The organism is Gluconobacter sp. P5B12 (assembly GCF_018812035.1).
Classification (GTDB): domain Bacteria; phylum Pseudomonadota; class Alphaproteobacteria; order Acetobacterales; family Acetobacteraceae; genus Gluconobacter.
In genome coordinates, this window is record NZ_JACRVV010000002.1 from 149,498 (window position 1) to 163,681 (window position 14,184).

The following is a 14,184-nucleotide window of genomic DNA, read 5'->3' on the forward strand; positions in this document are numbered from 1 at the left end:
GCGCTACAGAAGATGCCACAGAAGACAGAAAGGAACCGACTATGAGCGATACCCCTCCCGACCGCCTGTGCGCCAGCCCGGACAGCCCATACTACAATGAAGACGTGCTGAACCGCGGCGTTGGTGTTCGCCTCAAGGGCGAAGAGAAGACCAATGTTGAGGAATACTGCATCAGCGAAGGCTGGGCCCGTTTGTCTGTTGGCAAGGCCGTGGACCGCAAGGGCCGTCCGATGACCCTGAAGGTCACGGGGACGGTTGAGGCCTGGTTCAAGGACGACGAAAAGGACGCATGATGACGCAGGTCAGCCCCCGCCGGATTATTATCGACACGGATCCCGGTCAGGACGATGCCGTGGCGATCCTGCTGGCGCTGGCCTCGCCAGAACTGCAGGTCGAAGCGATCATGACCGTTGCTGGCAACGTGTCGCTCGCCCAGACCACGAAAAACGCCTGCGCCCTGCTCGAACTGGCAGGGCGTGAGGATGTACCGGTTTTTGCCGGTGCCGCACGGCCTCTTCATAAGGCGCCGATCAGTGCGGAATACGTGCACGGTGAAACCGGAATGGGGGGCGCTAACCTGCCAAACCCTCGTCTCCGTGAGCAGCCGATGGACGCGGCTACCCATCTGATCGATGTGCTGCGGAAGGAGCCGAAAGGCGCCATTACGCTGGTTTGCCTGGGTCCTCTGACCAATCTGGCACACGCCCTGACGCACGCCCCGGATATTGCGCCCAAAATTTCCCGGATTGTCGCAATGGGTGGCGCGCAGCGCGAAGGTGGAAACATCACACCAACTGCGGAATTCAACTTCTTCGTTGATCCCCACGCTGCGAAAATCGTGATGGGTGCAGGCATTCCTGTCACGCTGCTCCCGCTCGATGTGACCCATCGCGCCATCGCGACTCCTGCGCGGCTGGCACCGATTGCTGCGCTCGGAACACCTGTGGGCGATATGGTTGTCCGGATGCTGGGTGCTGAAGACCGCTTTGAGAAGCTGAAATATGGATGGGAAGGCGGTGCACTCCATGACCCGCTGACGATTGGCTGGCTGCTGCGGCCAGACCTGTTCTCCGGACGGGCCTGTAACGTCGAGATCGAGATTGAAGCACCGCTTTGTCTGGGACAGAGCGTTGTCGATCTTTGGAAGGTAACCGATCGCCTCCCTAATGCGTTATGGATTGATCACATTGATTCCGACGCGTTCTACACTCTTCTTACCGAAAGACTGGCCCGTCTGGTTTAGGGTCTTCTTTTGTCAGCCCATGACTCTGGAGCATCGAACATGACAGATTCTAACCCGCAGGATCGCTTCTCCGTCGTCATCGTTGGTGGGGGTGCTGCAGGCATCACCATTGCAGCGCAGCTTCGACATCAGCGACCCAACCTGTCGATTGCCATTATCGAACCGTCTACGACGCATGCCTACCAGCCGGGCTGGACGCTGGTTGGAGCCGGCGTGATGACGCTGGCGGAAACGCTCCGTCAGGAAGGTGGCCTGATTCCGAAAGACGTAACCTGGCTGCGAGACAGTGTGGTGTCTTTCGATCCTGACGCGAACACCGTGACGCTCGAAAGTGGCCGTGTGGTGGAATATCGTCGGCTGGTTGTATGCCCCGGCCTTCAGTTGGACTGGGATAAAATCGAGGGACTACCCGAGACGCTGGGCCGTAATGGCGTGACATCCAACTATTCCCGTGAAACGGCTGCCTACACGTGGGAATGCATTCGTCATCTTGATGGTGGAAAGGCGCTCTTTACACAGCCTCCTATGCCCATCAAGTGTGCTGGGGCACCGCAGAAGATTGTCTATCTGGCAAGCGATCACTGGCGCAAGGAAGGGTCGCTTCACCGCACGGAAGTCGATTTCTGCATGGCGGGAGACGCGCTGTTTGGCGTGGCATACTACGTGCCTTCCCTCCAGAAGCAGATCGATTTTTATGGGGTCAATCTTCATAAGAAAGAGAACCTCATCAAGGTCGATGGGGAGAAACGTGAAGCTACCTTCCAGATTGTTGGCGCGGACGAAACTGTTGTTCGTTCATTCGACATGCTGCACGTTGTTCCGCCACAGTCCGCCCCGGACTTCGTCAAGAAAAGCCCCCTTGCCAATGCCGCTGGCTGGCTGGATGTAGACCCTACAAGTCTGCGTCATGTGAAGTACGATACCGTTTTCGGCGCTGGAGATGTTCTGGGCACAAGTAATGCCAAGACAGCTGCTGCCGCGCGCGAGCAGGCTCCCGTTGTGGTCGCGAACCTGCTGGCTTCTCTCGACGGCCGCCCTCAAACAGGGGCGTATGATGGATATGGTGCCTGCCCACTGACAGTGTCTTACGGCAAAGTCGTGTTGGCAGAGTTCCTGTATGGCGGGAAGGTTGCTCCGAGCTTTCCGTATGATCAGCGGAAACCCAGCCGCTTTGCTTGGCTCCTGAAAACCGAAGTTTTCCCCCGCCTGTACTGGCATGGAATGCTCAAGGGGCATGATGTCAAGGTCAAGCACAAGGTCAAAGAAAGCGCCTGACCATATGGGTTGATAGAGGAATAAAAACAGGCCGGGAGAATATCCCGGCCTGTTTTTATTTTTTTTTCAAGAAGGGTAGGCTTATTTAATAGGCCCCCCTCTTAAATTTACGCCTTAGAGAGACACATTCACACCGAAATGGAACGATCGCAACACAAGTCCCTTCTGGCTCCATGCGGAGTTGTACAGATAGGAGCCATACGTCGCGAAGTCGTATGGGGCTCTGAAACCAAGCAGGTTATAAACGTTCGCGTAGACGCTCCAACGACTATTGATCCGGTAGTTGACGTTCAAATCAACATCCCAGAATGCCTTGGTATGGCACTGGCTAGGCGTATAAGCCTGCTGGATGGAACTGAAGCTGGAGCAGGTATTGCGGGTTCCTGGGCCCGTTTGATCTTCAGCCACCGTCTTGTAGCCGCTGGTGTAATAGACCGTCGGCGTAACAGCGAGGCTTTTGTAAATGAAGGTGTTTGACCAGTTTGCGCGCCAGCGAGGCGTTCCCGACGCTGAAACGGCACCATAAGGACCAATTGTTCCAGCATAATGCTGCACCTGCCCGTCAGGCGTTGTCAGATTAAAGCTGTGAACATACGTAGCGCTGCCAGTGCTGATCCAGCGCACATCATGCAGGACACCTGGCAGACGGGATGTTGCAGAAACTTTGAAATCTACACCATCTGTGACGACCTTATTGGTGTTCAGGTAGCCAAGATTAATGAGGGCAGGGCGTGGCGGCGCATCCGGATGCTGTGCGTCGACGATTTCAGGAGTAACGCTGACGCCAGCCGGAAGACTTTCACCGGCCAGATAGGCTTCAGCAACGGAGGTGGTGCTGACTGGGTTTGGTGCGATGTAATTTGATTTCTTGATGTAATAGTAATCGAAGCTAAAGTTTAGCCAGTCGGTTGGCTTGATTAGAGCACCACCAGTGAAATTGGTGGCAATTTCTGGTTTCAGGTTCGGGTTGCCAGCAACATTTGATCCGATGCTGTATGATTGAGCATAGGTATCCGGTGTCCCGTTCGGGTTTAGATGCTGGTTAATCCAGGCCTGATTGCGGGGCTGATAGGTCGTGTAACCGACGTTGGAACCGCCCGTTTCTGCAAAGCTTGGAACGCGGAAACCACGGGAGAATGTGCCGCGTAGTGAGAACTGCTTGACGGGGGTAAAGATCAGGCCAGCCTTCGGCGTGTAGTGGCTAAAGCCTTCTGAATAATGATCGTATCGGCCAGCAATGTTGCCAGACAGCATTTTGTGGAACGGAAGACCGAGCTCGAAAAAGCCGGATTCAACCCAACGGCTGCCTTGCGCATTGAATGGATTGATCGCACCTGTGTACTGCGCTGTCGGATCGGACGGATCGTAAGGGTTGGCACTGGGGTCGTTGAGAGATTCGTAACGAACGTTGCCACCAATCGCGAGATCGACCGTTCCACCAGGCAGTTTGAACAGGCCTTTGCTAAGCGACATTTCTCCAGAATATTCCTGCGTGCGCGCATTCATGACGTTAGGCGGCGCAATGGCTTTGCGAACGGCATTGGTATTTTTGGAGGGGTCGACGAAGTTGTAGGTGCCATTGGTGATGGCATCCTGAATTCCGCGAATTGTCGGAACGCCCAGAATGGTCTGTTCAAGCGTTGTGTTCATGCCGACGAAATTAACGTCGTAATTCCAGTCAGAGCCCCAGTTGGATGCGGCGGAGCCATTGTAACGTGCGGAGCCGCGGAAATTCTGGCTCAGCTGGGTGTTCACGCGCTGAATATCGCTGAACATACCAATGACCTGCGCCGCCTGACCCTGCGCTGCAAATGGGTTGTTGGGGTTAAGCGATCCATCAGGCAGATACACCGGCAGGGGCGTGCTCAGTGTATTCGCTGCTCGGGATTGAGACTGCGCGCGGATACTGACAGGTGTACCTGTATAGGTTGAAAGAGCCTGAGAATAGGTAAACATCGCGGTCAACTGGGAGCGCGGGGTGACCTGCACGGTTGTATGAATGGTTGCGTTGATGCGGCGCAGGGACGGAGAGACCTGTGAATAATCGCCCACAGCATTCTGAGTGCAGGCCTGACTGATGGAACCTGCTGGCGTTCCTGCCGCGTTTCCGCTGACCAGGGAGCCAAAAGAGCCGCACCCAGCAGCAGGGTTCAGAAGTTGATAAGCTCCAATACCTCCGCGACCGCCATCACTCGGGCGGACGACTGTTGCAGGCGTGGCACCAAAATTCGCAATGGAGCCATCAGATGCAAGAACGTTTGTGTTTCCGTTTTCGCCGCCGAGTTTGGTCAGATCTCCGGTTTTATAGGGATAACCAAGTTGACGGTTATAAAGGGCATCGTCCTGCTGGTATTCGGAGTTGATATAGACGTTATATCCATCCCGGTGCAGATCACCGAAGCCGTAGGTTGCATAAAGCTTCTGATGTCCGGTATCGCCGCGTTGAGACAGGCCACCCTCGGCATTGCCTTCAAAACCCTTGATTTCTTTGCGGGTCACATAGTTGATGACACCAGCAACCGCGTCGGCACCGTAACGGGTAGCCGCACCGTCTTCCAGAACATCAGTGGATTCCATGATGGAGGACGGGATCCAGTTGGTATCGACGAAGTTGCGCTGTCCGTCATCCGAAAGGGGATAATAAGACAGTCGCTGCCCATCCATCAGCACCAGCGTTGAATCGGAACTGAGACCACGGAGCGAGGGAGCGGAAGCGCCACCTGCGAAAGCGCCATTGGCGGAGAAAGCGTTGGTCAAACTGCCCGCGCCGTTGGAGGACAGGGCCTGCAATGCGTCTGTTACGTTGGCAAATCCACGCCGCGCCATGTCTGCCCGGCTGATATGCGTGATGGGTGACATGCTGTTGACGTTGGGATCATGCAGCAGCGAACCGGTCACCGTGACATTTTCGGAGCGGACAGACTCGATCTGTTGCAGATCCTTTTTCTGCACACGCGTAACTCTCGATGCCGTAGCAGTAGAGCCTGTTGGTGGAAGTGCAGGAACTGACTGCTGAACAGGAGCAGTAACTTTCGGTGCACTCTTTTTGGTAGTGGAATGTTGTTTGGCAGGAGCCTGCGCATGAGCTCCTGCGACTGGCAGAGCACTATATGAAATGCCTGCCAGGAGCGTAATTTTTAGAAAACCTGTTGGCATGCTCCGGAAAATCCCGGCGCGACCTTGCTTGGGTGGAGACGCTGACATGAAAAGCGGTTTCCTTGCGCGTAACGTTTTAACTGTATCTTCGGTTACAAAATTGAAAGGAAACGTCACTGCTCCGCAATAGAAACAAACACATCCAGCATCAAGAATTTCTAATGTGTGTCATAACCGACACTATTGTTTCAAAGTGTGTTATACTTCTGTATCGCAAGTATTGGCAAGTGTAGTTCAATATAACTACGGAATGTTATCGGATAAAAAACTCCCCTTTTTAGGATAACAAACAGAGTTTTCTCCAACCCACTCTGAAACCATCACCTCATTTGAACCGGCAGGGCTGATCTGTGGTCGGCTGTTCATTAGTCTGAATGACCATGAGTGTCACAGCATCATCGCCGACATTTCCTGCAAAATGTCCGATGTGACCTTGTGAGTCCTTACGGCTCATTTGGTCTTCACCCAAAGAAACATCCCCTGGTCCCATCTCGACACGTGTTCCGTCCATTGCGGTAACGTACCATGTGCCTTTGAGAGGAATGATCCACTGGACTTTCGGGTCAGGGTGCCAGCTTCCATCCCAGTGTGGAGGTTGCACGGTAGAAATGATCTGGGCCTGTCCGCTCTTGAGGCGGTCCTGCCATTGCGGGCCTGCTGGCTTGGACATGGTTTTCAGAATGTAATTGTGAAACGGACAGCGCGTCATATGGCTGACGCCATTATGGTCCGTCCAGTTGTGCCAGTAATATGCTGTGGGAGGTGCAGGATCTGCAGCTTCAGCCGCGTGACAAAATGCGGTAACGCCAAGAGCAAAAGCGAACAGCAGAGAGATAGGGCGCATGGCTTATTGTTCCTCATGTCGTGCTGGGGGCTGATAGCGAGGCTTTGGGGCGATATCGTCAAAGCGGCTGCGTGAGGGCGTGGACAGAAGCTCGATAATCATGCCCCACGGCGCACGGCCGTAGCAGAACATGTTACTAGGGCCAGCTTCGAGAGAAGGCTGCCCCTGTGGCTCTGTCAGAAGTTCGCCACCCGCTTTGGTGAAGCGGGTGCAGGCCGCATGAATATCGTCAACATAGACGGCAAAGTGCTGTACGCCGAAGTCACAGGCGCGGACGGCCGGTCTCTGGTCTGGGCCATGAATTTCAAAGAGTTCGAGCCCAGGTCCATGCCCCAGAGACATCATACACATCTCCCAGACCACGCTGCCGGTTGGCAGCCCGAGTATCTTCTCTGTCTGCGGACCCTGTTGGGGGTGGGTGTGGGTAACGTTGCGGTATAGCGCAACAGCGCCTAGTGCGGCTTCGAGAAAGCGGATGGCAAGGTTGATGTCGGGTACGGTCACACCGACATGGTCGATACCTCGCGGAAGTCCTGAATGGTCTGCACTCACGGAGAGATCCTTCATGGTTATGAAGGTCTCAACCTGTGAGTTAAAGAACGGTTGCGGTCAGCCGTTCACATTAGTGACGAACTATGTCAGTTCAGGCGTCGTCGATCGGACGTTTCGGGAGGAGCGCCGGTACGAAGAAGAGTGTGCAGATCAGTGTGCAGCCCAAAGACATGAGAAGCAGACGGCCCATGCTCGCAGTGCCCGGATGAGCAGATGTTGCTAGCGATCCAAACGCCGTTGCTGTTGTAAGGGCAGAAAATAGAACAGCGCGTGCGGTCGGAGAGGTCAGCGGTCCCTTGATGCCTTCGCGCCAGTTCATCACGAAATAGATATTGAAAGACACGCCAACCCCGAGAAGCAGGGGAAGAGCAATGATGTTGGCGTAATTCAGTGTCTCTGGAACCGTGACAATCAGGATGACAGTCAGGAGAGCCGAGAGCAGTAGCGGTGCCATGACAAGCGCTGCATCCAGAATGCGGCGCAGCACCACCAGAAGAATGATGCCGATCATGATCAGAGCCGAAATGGCGGCAATCGTGAAGGCATGGACGATGGTGTTCGCGCTTTCGGTGATCTCCATGGCCGGCCCACTGATATCCGGATTGACCGAACGCAACTGGGACACAAACCTATGCATCACGGGCGTCTCGGAAATCTGTCCTTTGGGATGGATCGTCAGGCGCTGGCGACCATCAGGAAGTGCGTAATCCTTCCGAATATCGTCGGGGATATTGTTGATCGTGATGGGCTTCGGCTGAAGCGCCGTGCGGAGCATGGAGAGCTGATCCGGCAAAAAGCGTGTCAGGGCATGGCTGGCATTGACCAGTGTTGCGTCAGGGGCTGTCGAGAGCGTGTTGAGAGCCTGGCGGATTTTTTCCAGCGGTGCGGGGAGCTGATCTTTGACGCTGTCCAGTTTAGCCGCCGCTGCAATGGCAGAGGCCCGAATGGCCGCGGCATCCGGCGCAGGTAATGGGTCCTGAACGGTAATTGTCGGGAGAAGGATGGAAGCCGTGTCCTCGATCATAGCCAGTTTGTCGGTCTGATCATCCGGGACAAGCGCCCCCAGCCACAACACATCATGGACGCTCGACAGCTTGGAGAAAGCCGCCGCGTTCTTTGCCGCATCCTCAACATTCGGCACCAGAAGTTGAGCAAAATATGGGGTGGTGAGGGGATTATCTTCCAGAAGATGAAGGGCATGCATGCCCTCCGTGTTCGGGTTCTTCGTGTGGAGAGGATCTGCATCGAACTTCAGCAACGGCATCAGGGCAACGCCCACGACCCCGAGAAGTGCGAAGACGCCCACGACCTTTCTGCGCTTGTGACGCAGCATGTGATCGACGGGCGCCATGAACGTGAAGCCGGGCTCACCTTTCCCGAGCTTCGCCCGGAAGAGCGTCAGCAGGGCCGGGAGCAGTGTCATGGTGCACAGGAAGGCAATCAGCATCCCGAACCCTGCAATCAGGCCCAACTGAGCAACGCCGATGAAGCTTGTCGGGGTGAAGGCCAGAAAGCCCGCAGCGGTTGCAAGTGACGCGACCAGAATCTGTGCGCCACTCTCCTGTCCAGTGAGAACGAGGGCGTCATGCAGAGACGGCATGGAGCCATCTTCGTTGCGCTGTCCCCGGAAGCGGACGCTGTACTGGATGGCAAAATCCACTGCAATGCCCACGAACAGGATCGCGAACGCCACCGAGATGAGATTGAGTTCCTTCACGCTAAGCGCAGCAAAGCCGGTCGTCAGCAGAAGGCCTGCAATCAGAGTCAGCAGAATGGGAACAATGACGCGGATGGAATGCACGGCCAGAACCAGCCAGAGTGCGACCAGAACCAGCGAAATGACCAGACCGAACACCATGCCATGGGCAACGGTCGAGAACTCTTCGTCGTTGAGCTTGACCTCGCCAGTAATGCTGCCGGTGGCCTGACCGGACTTTACGAATTCAAGGCTGTCGATCGCCTTGCGCATCGCCGTTGTGGCGCCCTCTCCGGGTTGAAGGGAGCTATAATCCAGCTTGGGCTTTGTGACGACGAATTCGTAGCGGCTGCCAAGCTCGGCCAGACGACCGACAAGAAGATTCTGCCAGGACAGATCCTGAGGCTGACCAGCCGCGGCCTTGGTCAGAGAGTCCGCAAAGCCGTCCAGAGCGCCGTTGAAGCCACTAGGAATGCCTTGCCCGGCCTTGATACCGTCCCCAATCAGGCCAAGGGCACCGAACAGGCCGCGGGCTGAGGGATCTGCTGCCAGAGTTCCAAGAAAAGGCTGGGCTGAAACGATGGAATCCAGAAGGGGTTCGAGGTCCTTCTTATCCAGAAACAGGAAGCCGTGACTGTTATAAAACGGATTATCGCCCGGCAGGCTGACCATTTCGAAGTGCGCATGGTCTTTGCTGAGTTCGGCAGCAAGGGCGCGGGCCGTGGCGCGTCCCTGTTCGGGGATGCGGCTGTCGATGATGGCGACGAGCTGATTGTCATCCTGCGGGAAGAGACGGTTCATCTCATCCGTCCGCTGTTTCCAGGGCAGGGTGCTGGCAAACATCTTGCCAGTATCAGTTGTCACACTCAGGCGCATGATACTCAGTGCGACACATCCCGCACAGAGGAGCGCAAACAGAACCACCACCAGTGGCGCACGACGTGCACAGGCGGCATTTAGCCGGCCGATCAGATCCGAAAACATGGGGCCTACCCTTAACAGAACGGGCAGAATTTCCCTACCCCAACCTGACATTTCCGCCATCATGGGGCACAATGGAAGCCATGACGTGGACTCTCGATGGCTTGGCTGAACATGAAAGTGTAATCAAGGGCAGCACTTTCCTTGCGCGCGCGGCTCCTGTTGCAGATGAAGCCGCAGCACTGGCGTTCTTCGCCGAGGTTGCTGTCCCGGACGCGACTCATAATTGCTGGGCCTTCCGGACGGGTCAAAGATACCGTGCCAGCGATGATGGAGAGCCCTCCGGAACAGCAGGGCGCCCGATCCTTTCTGCGATTGAGGGGCAGGATTTCGACAATGTGATGGTTGTCGTCACACGGTGGTTCGGTGGTGTAAAGCTGGGAGCCGGTGGGCTTGTTCGGGCATATGGCGGTGCGGCTGCGGCCTGTCTGCGAGAGGCAGCCAAAATCGAGCGGATCGAAACTCTGCCCCTGCGGTTTCATTGTCCCTTCTCGGTTTACGCGCAGGTTGAAGCCAAACTGCCGGGGTGGCGGGCAGAAAAGACACTGTGTGACTTTGATGCAGAAGGTGCGTGGTTGACTGTCGCTGTGCCTGTTGACGAGGCAGACATGATCACGGAGTACCTGCGAGATCTGACACGTGGCCAGATGGCCATCTCTCGCCCGGATCTATAAAAAACTAAATAAAAAAGTTATAAATAAAATCTCTCTTTACATACTGTGTAATATGAGGCTCACTCGTTTTCGTTGCCTCTTCATGTCAAATTGTGGTTCTCGATGCTTCTTTCTGTCGTCTCTTTCCGTCATGAAAGAAGCCTCATTGCCGGAGTGCTTCTGTTGACGGCTAATCTGGGCCATCACGCAGGCGCCCAGACGGCTCCTATGAAAACCAGCCCGATTGAGTCTCCTCCCATTGAGGAGGAATGGATCAAGGTTCCTTCCACCGAGCGACCGATCATTCAGGATTATCCTCATGCCGGCGTGGTCGGTCAGCCACGGCGAATCACTGCCAAGCAGAACCGTGCACCGAATGGTCATCAGGGGCCGTGGGGTGATTTCAACTACGGAAACGGTGAAGCCGCCGGGTTTGGCCCGGTTGGCCGCTATGGCGCGGCGGCTTGGGCGGAGGACTGGAGTTACCTGCGAGACAAGAGCAAGCGTACGGACTTTTTTGATCCGCTCAAATTTATTGCCCTGAACAATAGTCGCACGATCTGGCTGACCTTGTCGGGGGAATCGCGGTTACGAAACTGGTATGAGGAAGCGCCATTTCTGGGGCGCAGTGGAAAAGCCCAGTCAGGCCGCTTCGGCATTCGGAACCTGATCGGGGCAGACTTGCATCTGGGTGAGCATGTCCGTCTTTTTGGGCAGCTCATCAATGCGGATGCAGGGGGCTGGAAGGGGTTTGGATATGGCTCGACATATCGCAAGAGGCTGGACCTGCAACAGGGCTTTGTTGAGCTGAAGGGCAAGGTTGCCGGAGCACATACAGGCTTTATGTTTGGACGCCAGCAGTTCCTCGATGCTCCGTCCTACATATTGTACAATCGCGAAACCCCAAACGTTCCTCTGTCCTGGAATGGTGGTCGGTTTTATGCTCTCTGGCCCCGGATCCGTGTGGACGCATATGATTTCGTTCAGACGAAAACAGACAGTCGTCTCATGTTCCACAATACCGAGGATTACGGAACGCGTCTTTATGGTGGAAACACCACGATGATCGTTCCAGCATTTTCCGTTGGAGGCGAACGCGTGCATTCGTTTCTGGACCTGTTCTACATTCGGTACAGATACAGCAGCGGTCTCTCGGCGGTGCCAACAGCAGCACGTGTTCTTAAAGGAACATCCTCTCGGGGCAATCTGGGATTTCGCTGGTATGGAACATCCGCCTCCGTCGAATACTCGGTGGGAGCACTCTACCAGAACGGAACATTCCAATACGCCGGGACAGAGCGGAAAAGCAGCGTTCGTGCGTGGGCCGTCAACACGATCATAGGCTACAGACATACACCTTCTCCCTTGCATCCCTTCCTGGGTGTGCAGGCAGATATTTATTCCGGTGGGTCAGATGGTCAGAATGGAACGGTGCACACTTACATGGCACCGTTTAATCCACAGACCAACTATCTGGATACGACAACCTATATTTCACCGTCCAATCTGGTGAGCCTGTCTCCGGTTATCAGCATCACACCCTGGAAAGGATTTGCGTCCCTGCGTCTGAAGGCACCGTTTATGTGGCGGGAAAACGCAAACGGGGCGATCTGGAGTTCATCCGGCCCATACACATTCGCTCATGCTTATCGGGGAGGATATGTGGGCGTCGTACCGCAGGCCTCGCTGACGCTTCAGATCAACCATCATCTGACCTGGCAGATCTATGGAGCGCGGTTCATGGCGTCACAGAGTTTGCGCAAAGCGGGCGCGCAAAGTGGCAGCTATGCGCAGTCAAACGTGACATTCAGGTTCTAGAAAACTATCAGTTCAGGACGGGTTCTGACCTGTCCTCTGGCAGTGGGGGCGTCTCAATCATCACGGGCGGAAGGATATCTTCCAGACTGGCTTGGATAGCTTTCTCGGAAAAACGCTCTTTCAGCAGCTTCCTTGCGGCCGCTATCTGAGCCTTTGCCGCAGATGGCACCAGAAGAGCAGCTGTTTTTTCCGCAAAATCTTCCGCACTGTCAGCGATGGATTTTGCCCATAGCGGATTGGACGCATCGACCAACCCCTCTGCTGCAATGGGCGTCATGACAATTGGCAGCCCAACAGACCACGCATCCAAAACTTTCCCCTTGATCCCTGCACCATAACGGAGTGGAGCGACACAGAGCGACACGTCAGACAAGGTCTCTTGAAGGTTGGACACGTGCCCCGTCACTTCTATGTCTTTGTCTGCAAGCATGTGAACTGCATGCGGCATGGCGCTGCCGATGAGGCGACAGACAAGATTGGGAATGCGTTTTTTAAGGCGCGGCAAAATATCCAGAATGAGCCATTTTGCAGCGTCTGTGTTTGGGGCATGGGCAAAGTGAGCAACAAACGCAATGACGGGCTTGTCCTGGTGTCGACGGGAACGGGTTTTGACGGGAACCGCCCAAGGGACAACATGGATATTGGCCGTAGGAACCATCCGCTCCAGTTGTTTGGCTTCGATCGAAGAATGCGTCAGAACGCTATCGGCCAGCCAGGCACACATGTTTTCCCGCACTTCAATTCGCATTGCTGTGCGCACAAGCTCCGGACGGCTTTCCACAGTGGCCTGACGGTGCAGGCGAAGGGACGCCAGATCCGCAACACTCCAGATCAGTGTGGCTGTTGGGGCAAAGGCGCGGCACAGGGCAGCATAGCTTTCAGCATTATTCAGGCGATGTAGGTAAACTACGTCTAACCCAGGTCCGAGCCGTTTGAGGGCCTCTTCAGGTCCCGTGAAAACCGGGGGCATAAGGCAGTCGATATTCATAACTGCCAGATGCGCCTGATCCTGCTCTGTGGGGGGCTGGCGGGAGGCTATGAAACAGCATCGGTAGCCCAATGCCTGCGTCGCTCGCATGTGAGACAACAAAGCGACCGATCCTGCATCTCTTGTGGAGTCAGGAGCTCTGTCATCTATGAAAAGCGCACAGGGAGCAAAAGAGAGAGCGTCCTCATGGCGGCGGCTGGCTTTTTGAGCGAGAGTGCGAGCCTCGAGACTGGTAATGTTTGACGCGCTCTGGTGTCGAAGCGCATCTGCTGATTTTGTGAGAAAAGACAAGGCGTCACGTCTTGCCTGCGGTGTAATCAGGCCTTGGATCAGGGCGTTGAAATGCTTTTTGAAAGCATCATCCAGGTGATCTGCCCGTGGTAAGAAAACGGGATCTCCGAAACGCTCCTGTCCATGCAGAAGCTGGATAGTATGGTCTTGCAACGGATCAAGCGCAGTGCTGAACACGTATTCGAAGCCGTATCGGCCGGACTGGAAACCAGCGTCCCGTAAATCCCGCCGGAATTGGTTCGCTGGAAAATGTGCGGTGGGAGCGCCATCAATGACCGCGGTCAGCCAGACTGTTCGATCCAGATTCAGGTCATCTCGGACCCAGCCTGCAATACGTAGGCGGTCAGTAATATCTATGGAGCCGACAAGAGCACTGGGCAGAGGCTCAATATAAAAAGGGGAACCGTTCAGGGGGTAGTCATGCTTGCTGTCCCGAATTTCAATAATGCCTCCTTCATGAGGAGGACATTCAGGCCAGGACCAGTCAAACGCGCAATATCCTGCTCTGGCGAAGTCGGTCAGGTCAGTACGGAATATTTCAGCGGTCACCTCATCGAGGAGGCGGCCATTCTGAAAAAACCGCAGGCAGACAGGCTGATCAGGCTCCTCCAGATCTAAAGCCCATCCGGCGATACGATTGCGATTGCAGACATCAATGTAACCTGCCAGAGGGTGCGGCACGGTAGC

The 14,184-nt window shown here is 55.3% G+C and carries 10 protein-coding genes; 5 read left to right on the plus strand and 5 right to left on the minus strand.

What is annotated here, in order from left to right:
• The first annotated feature begins 41 nt into the window (after window positions 1–41).
• The 3 genes from KP702_RS04710 to KP702_RS04720 are packed head-to-tail and all read left to right on the plus strand — an operon-like array spanning window position 42 to window position 2,518.
• The gene (locus tag KP702_RS04710) at window positions 42–293 is read left to right on the plus strand and encodes a DUF3297 family protein (RefSeq protein WP_046900479.1); all 252 of its coding nucleotides are present in this window, start codon (window positions 42–44) and stop codon (window positions 291–293) included.
• Window positions 290–1,243, plus strand: a complete 954-nt coding sequence (locus tag KP702_RS04715; protein WP_202206943.1) for a nucleoside hydrolase — start codon at window positions 290–292, stop codon at window positions 1,241–1,243. The genes KP702_RS04710 and KP702_RS04715 overlap by 4 nt, the downstream gene beginning before the upstream one ends.
• Window positions 1,244–1,282: 39 nt before the next feature.
• Complete coding sequence (locus KP702_RS04720; RefSeq protein ID WP_215768586.1) at window positions 1,283–2,518, plus strand: FAD/NAD(P)-binding oxidoreductase; 1,236 nt, start codon at window positions 1,283–1,285, stop codon at window positions 2,516–2,518.
• A gap of 114 nt (window positions 2,519–2,632) precedes the next feature.
• Here KP702_RS04720 and KP702_RS04725 read toward each other — a convergent pair whose 3' ends face one another.
• The 4 genes from KP702_RS04725 to KP702_RS04740 form a co-directional block, all read right to left on the minus strand.
• On the minus strand, window positions 2,633–5,722 hold the full coding sequence (locus KP702_RS04725; RefSeq protein WP_202206945.1) for a TonB-dependent siderophore receptor: 3,090 nt from the start codon (window positions 5,720–5,722) through the stop codon (window positions 2,633–2,635).
• A gap of 277 nt (window positions 5,723–5,999) precedes the next feature.
• A complete protein-coding gene (locus KP702_RS04730; RefSeq protein WP_202206946.1) occupies window positions 6,000–6,518 on the minus strand; it encodes a cupin domain-containing protein in 519 nt (172 codons plus the stop codon).
• 3 nt (window positions 6,519–6,521) lie between these two features.
• Window positions 6,522–7,085 (minus strand): VOC family protein, encoded by a 564-nt coding sequence (locus tag KP702_RS04735; protein ID WP_202206947.1) that lies wholly within the window; start codon window positions 7,083–7,085, stop codon window positions 6,522–6,524.
• Window positions 7,086–7,161: 76 nt separating this feature from the next.
• Window positions 7,162–9,750 (minus strand): MMPL family transporter, encoded by a 2,589-nt coding sequence (locus KP702_RS04740; protein ID WP_215768587.1) that lies wholly within the window; start codon window positions 9,748–9,750, stop codon window positions 7,162–7,164.
• Window positions 9,751–9,821: 71 nt separating this feature from the next.
• On the opposite strand from KP702_RS04740, the gene KP702_RS04745 reads away from it, so the two are divergent.
• A complete protein-coding gene (locus tag KP702_RS04745; RefSeq protein ID WP_202206949.1) occupies window positions 9,822–10,421 on the plus strand; it encodes a YigZ family protein in 600 nt (199 codons plus the stop codon).
• A 102-nt stretch (window positions 10,422–10,523) separates the two neighbouring features.
• The gene (locus KP702_RS04750; RefSeq protein ID WP_215768588.1) at window positions 10,524–12,218 is read left to right on the plus strand and encodes an alginate export family protein; all 1,695 of its coding nucleotides are present in this window, start codon (window positions 10,524–10,526) and stop codon (window positions 12,216–12,218) included.
• Between the two features lie 7 nt (window positions 12,219–12,225).
• On the opposite strand, the gene KP702_RS04755 is transcribed toward KP702_RS04750, so the two are convergent.
• A complete protein-coding gene (locus tag KP702_RS04755; protein ID WP_215768589.1) occupies window positions 12,226–14,178 on the minus strand; it encodes a glycosyltransferase family 4 protein in 1,953 nt (650 codons plus the stop codon).
• Window positions 14,179–14,184: the final 6 nt, after the last annotated feature.

Excerpts from the sequence above, each read along its gene's own strand:
- KP702_RS04710 (WP_046900479.1), top strand. The coding sequence starts at position 42 with ATGAGCGATACCCCTCCCGACCGCCTGTGCGCCAGCCCGGACAGCCCA.
- KP702_RS04715 (WP_202206943.1), top strand. The coding sequence starts at position 290 with ATGATGACGCAGGTCAGCCCCCGCCGGATTATTATCGACACGGATCCC.
- KP702_RS04720 (WP_215768586.1), top strand. The coding sequence starts at position 1,283 with ATGACAGATTCTAACCCGCAGGATCGCTTCTCCGTCGTCATCGTTGGT.
- KP702_RS04725 (WP_202206945.1), bottom strand. The coding sequence starts at position 5,722 with ATGTCAGCGTCTCCACCCAAGCAAGGTCGCGCCGGGATTTTCCGGAGC.
- KP702_RS04730 (WP_202206946.1), bottom strand. The coding sequence starts at position 6,518 with ATGCGCCCTATCTCTCTGCTGTTCGCTTTTGCTCTTGGCGTTACCGCA.
- KP702_RS04735 (WP_202206947.1), bottom strand. The coding sequence starts at position 7,085 with ATGAAGGATCTCTCCGTGAGTGCAGACCATTCAGGACTTCCGCGAGGT.
- KP702_RS04740 (WP_215768587.1), bottom strand. The coding sequence starts at position 9,750 with ATGTTTTCGGATCTGATCGGCCGGCTAAATGCCGCCTGTGCACGTCGT.
- KP702_RS04745 (WP_202206949.1), top strand. The coding sequence starts at position 9,822 with ATGGAAGCCATGACGTGGACTCTCGATGGCTTGGCTGAACATGAAAGT.
- KP702_RS04750 (WP_215768588.1), top strand. The coding sequence starts at position 10,524 with ATGCTTCTTTCTGTCGTCTCTTTCCGTCATGAAAGAAGCCTCATTGCC.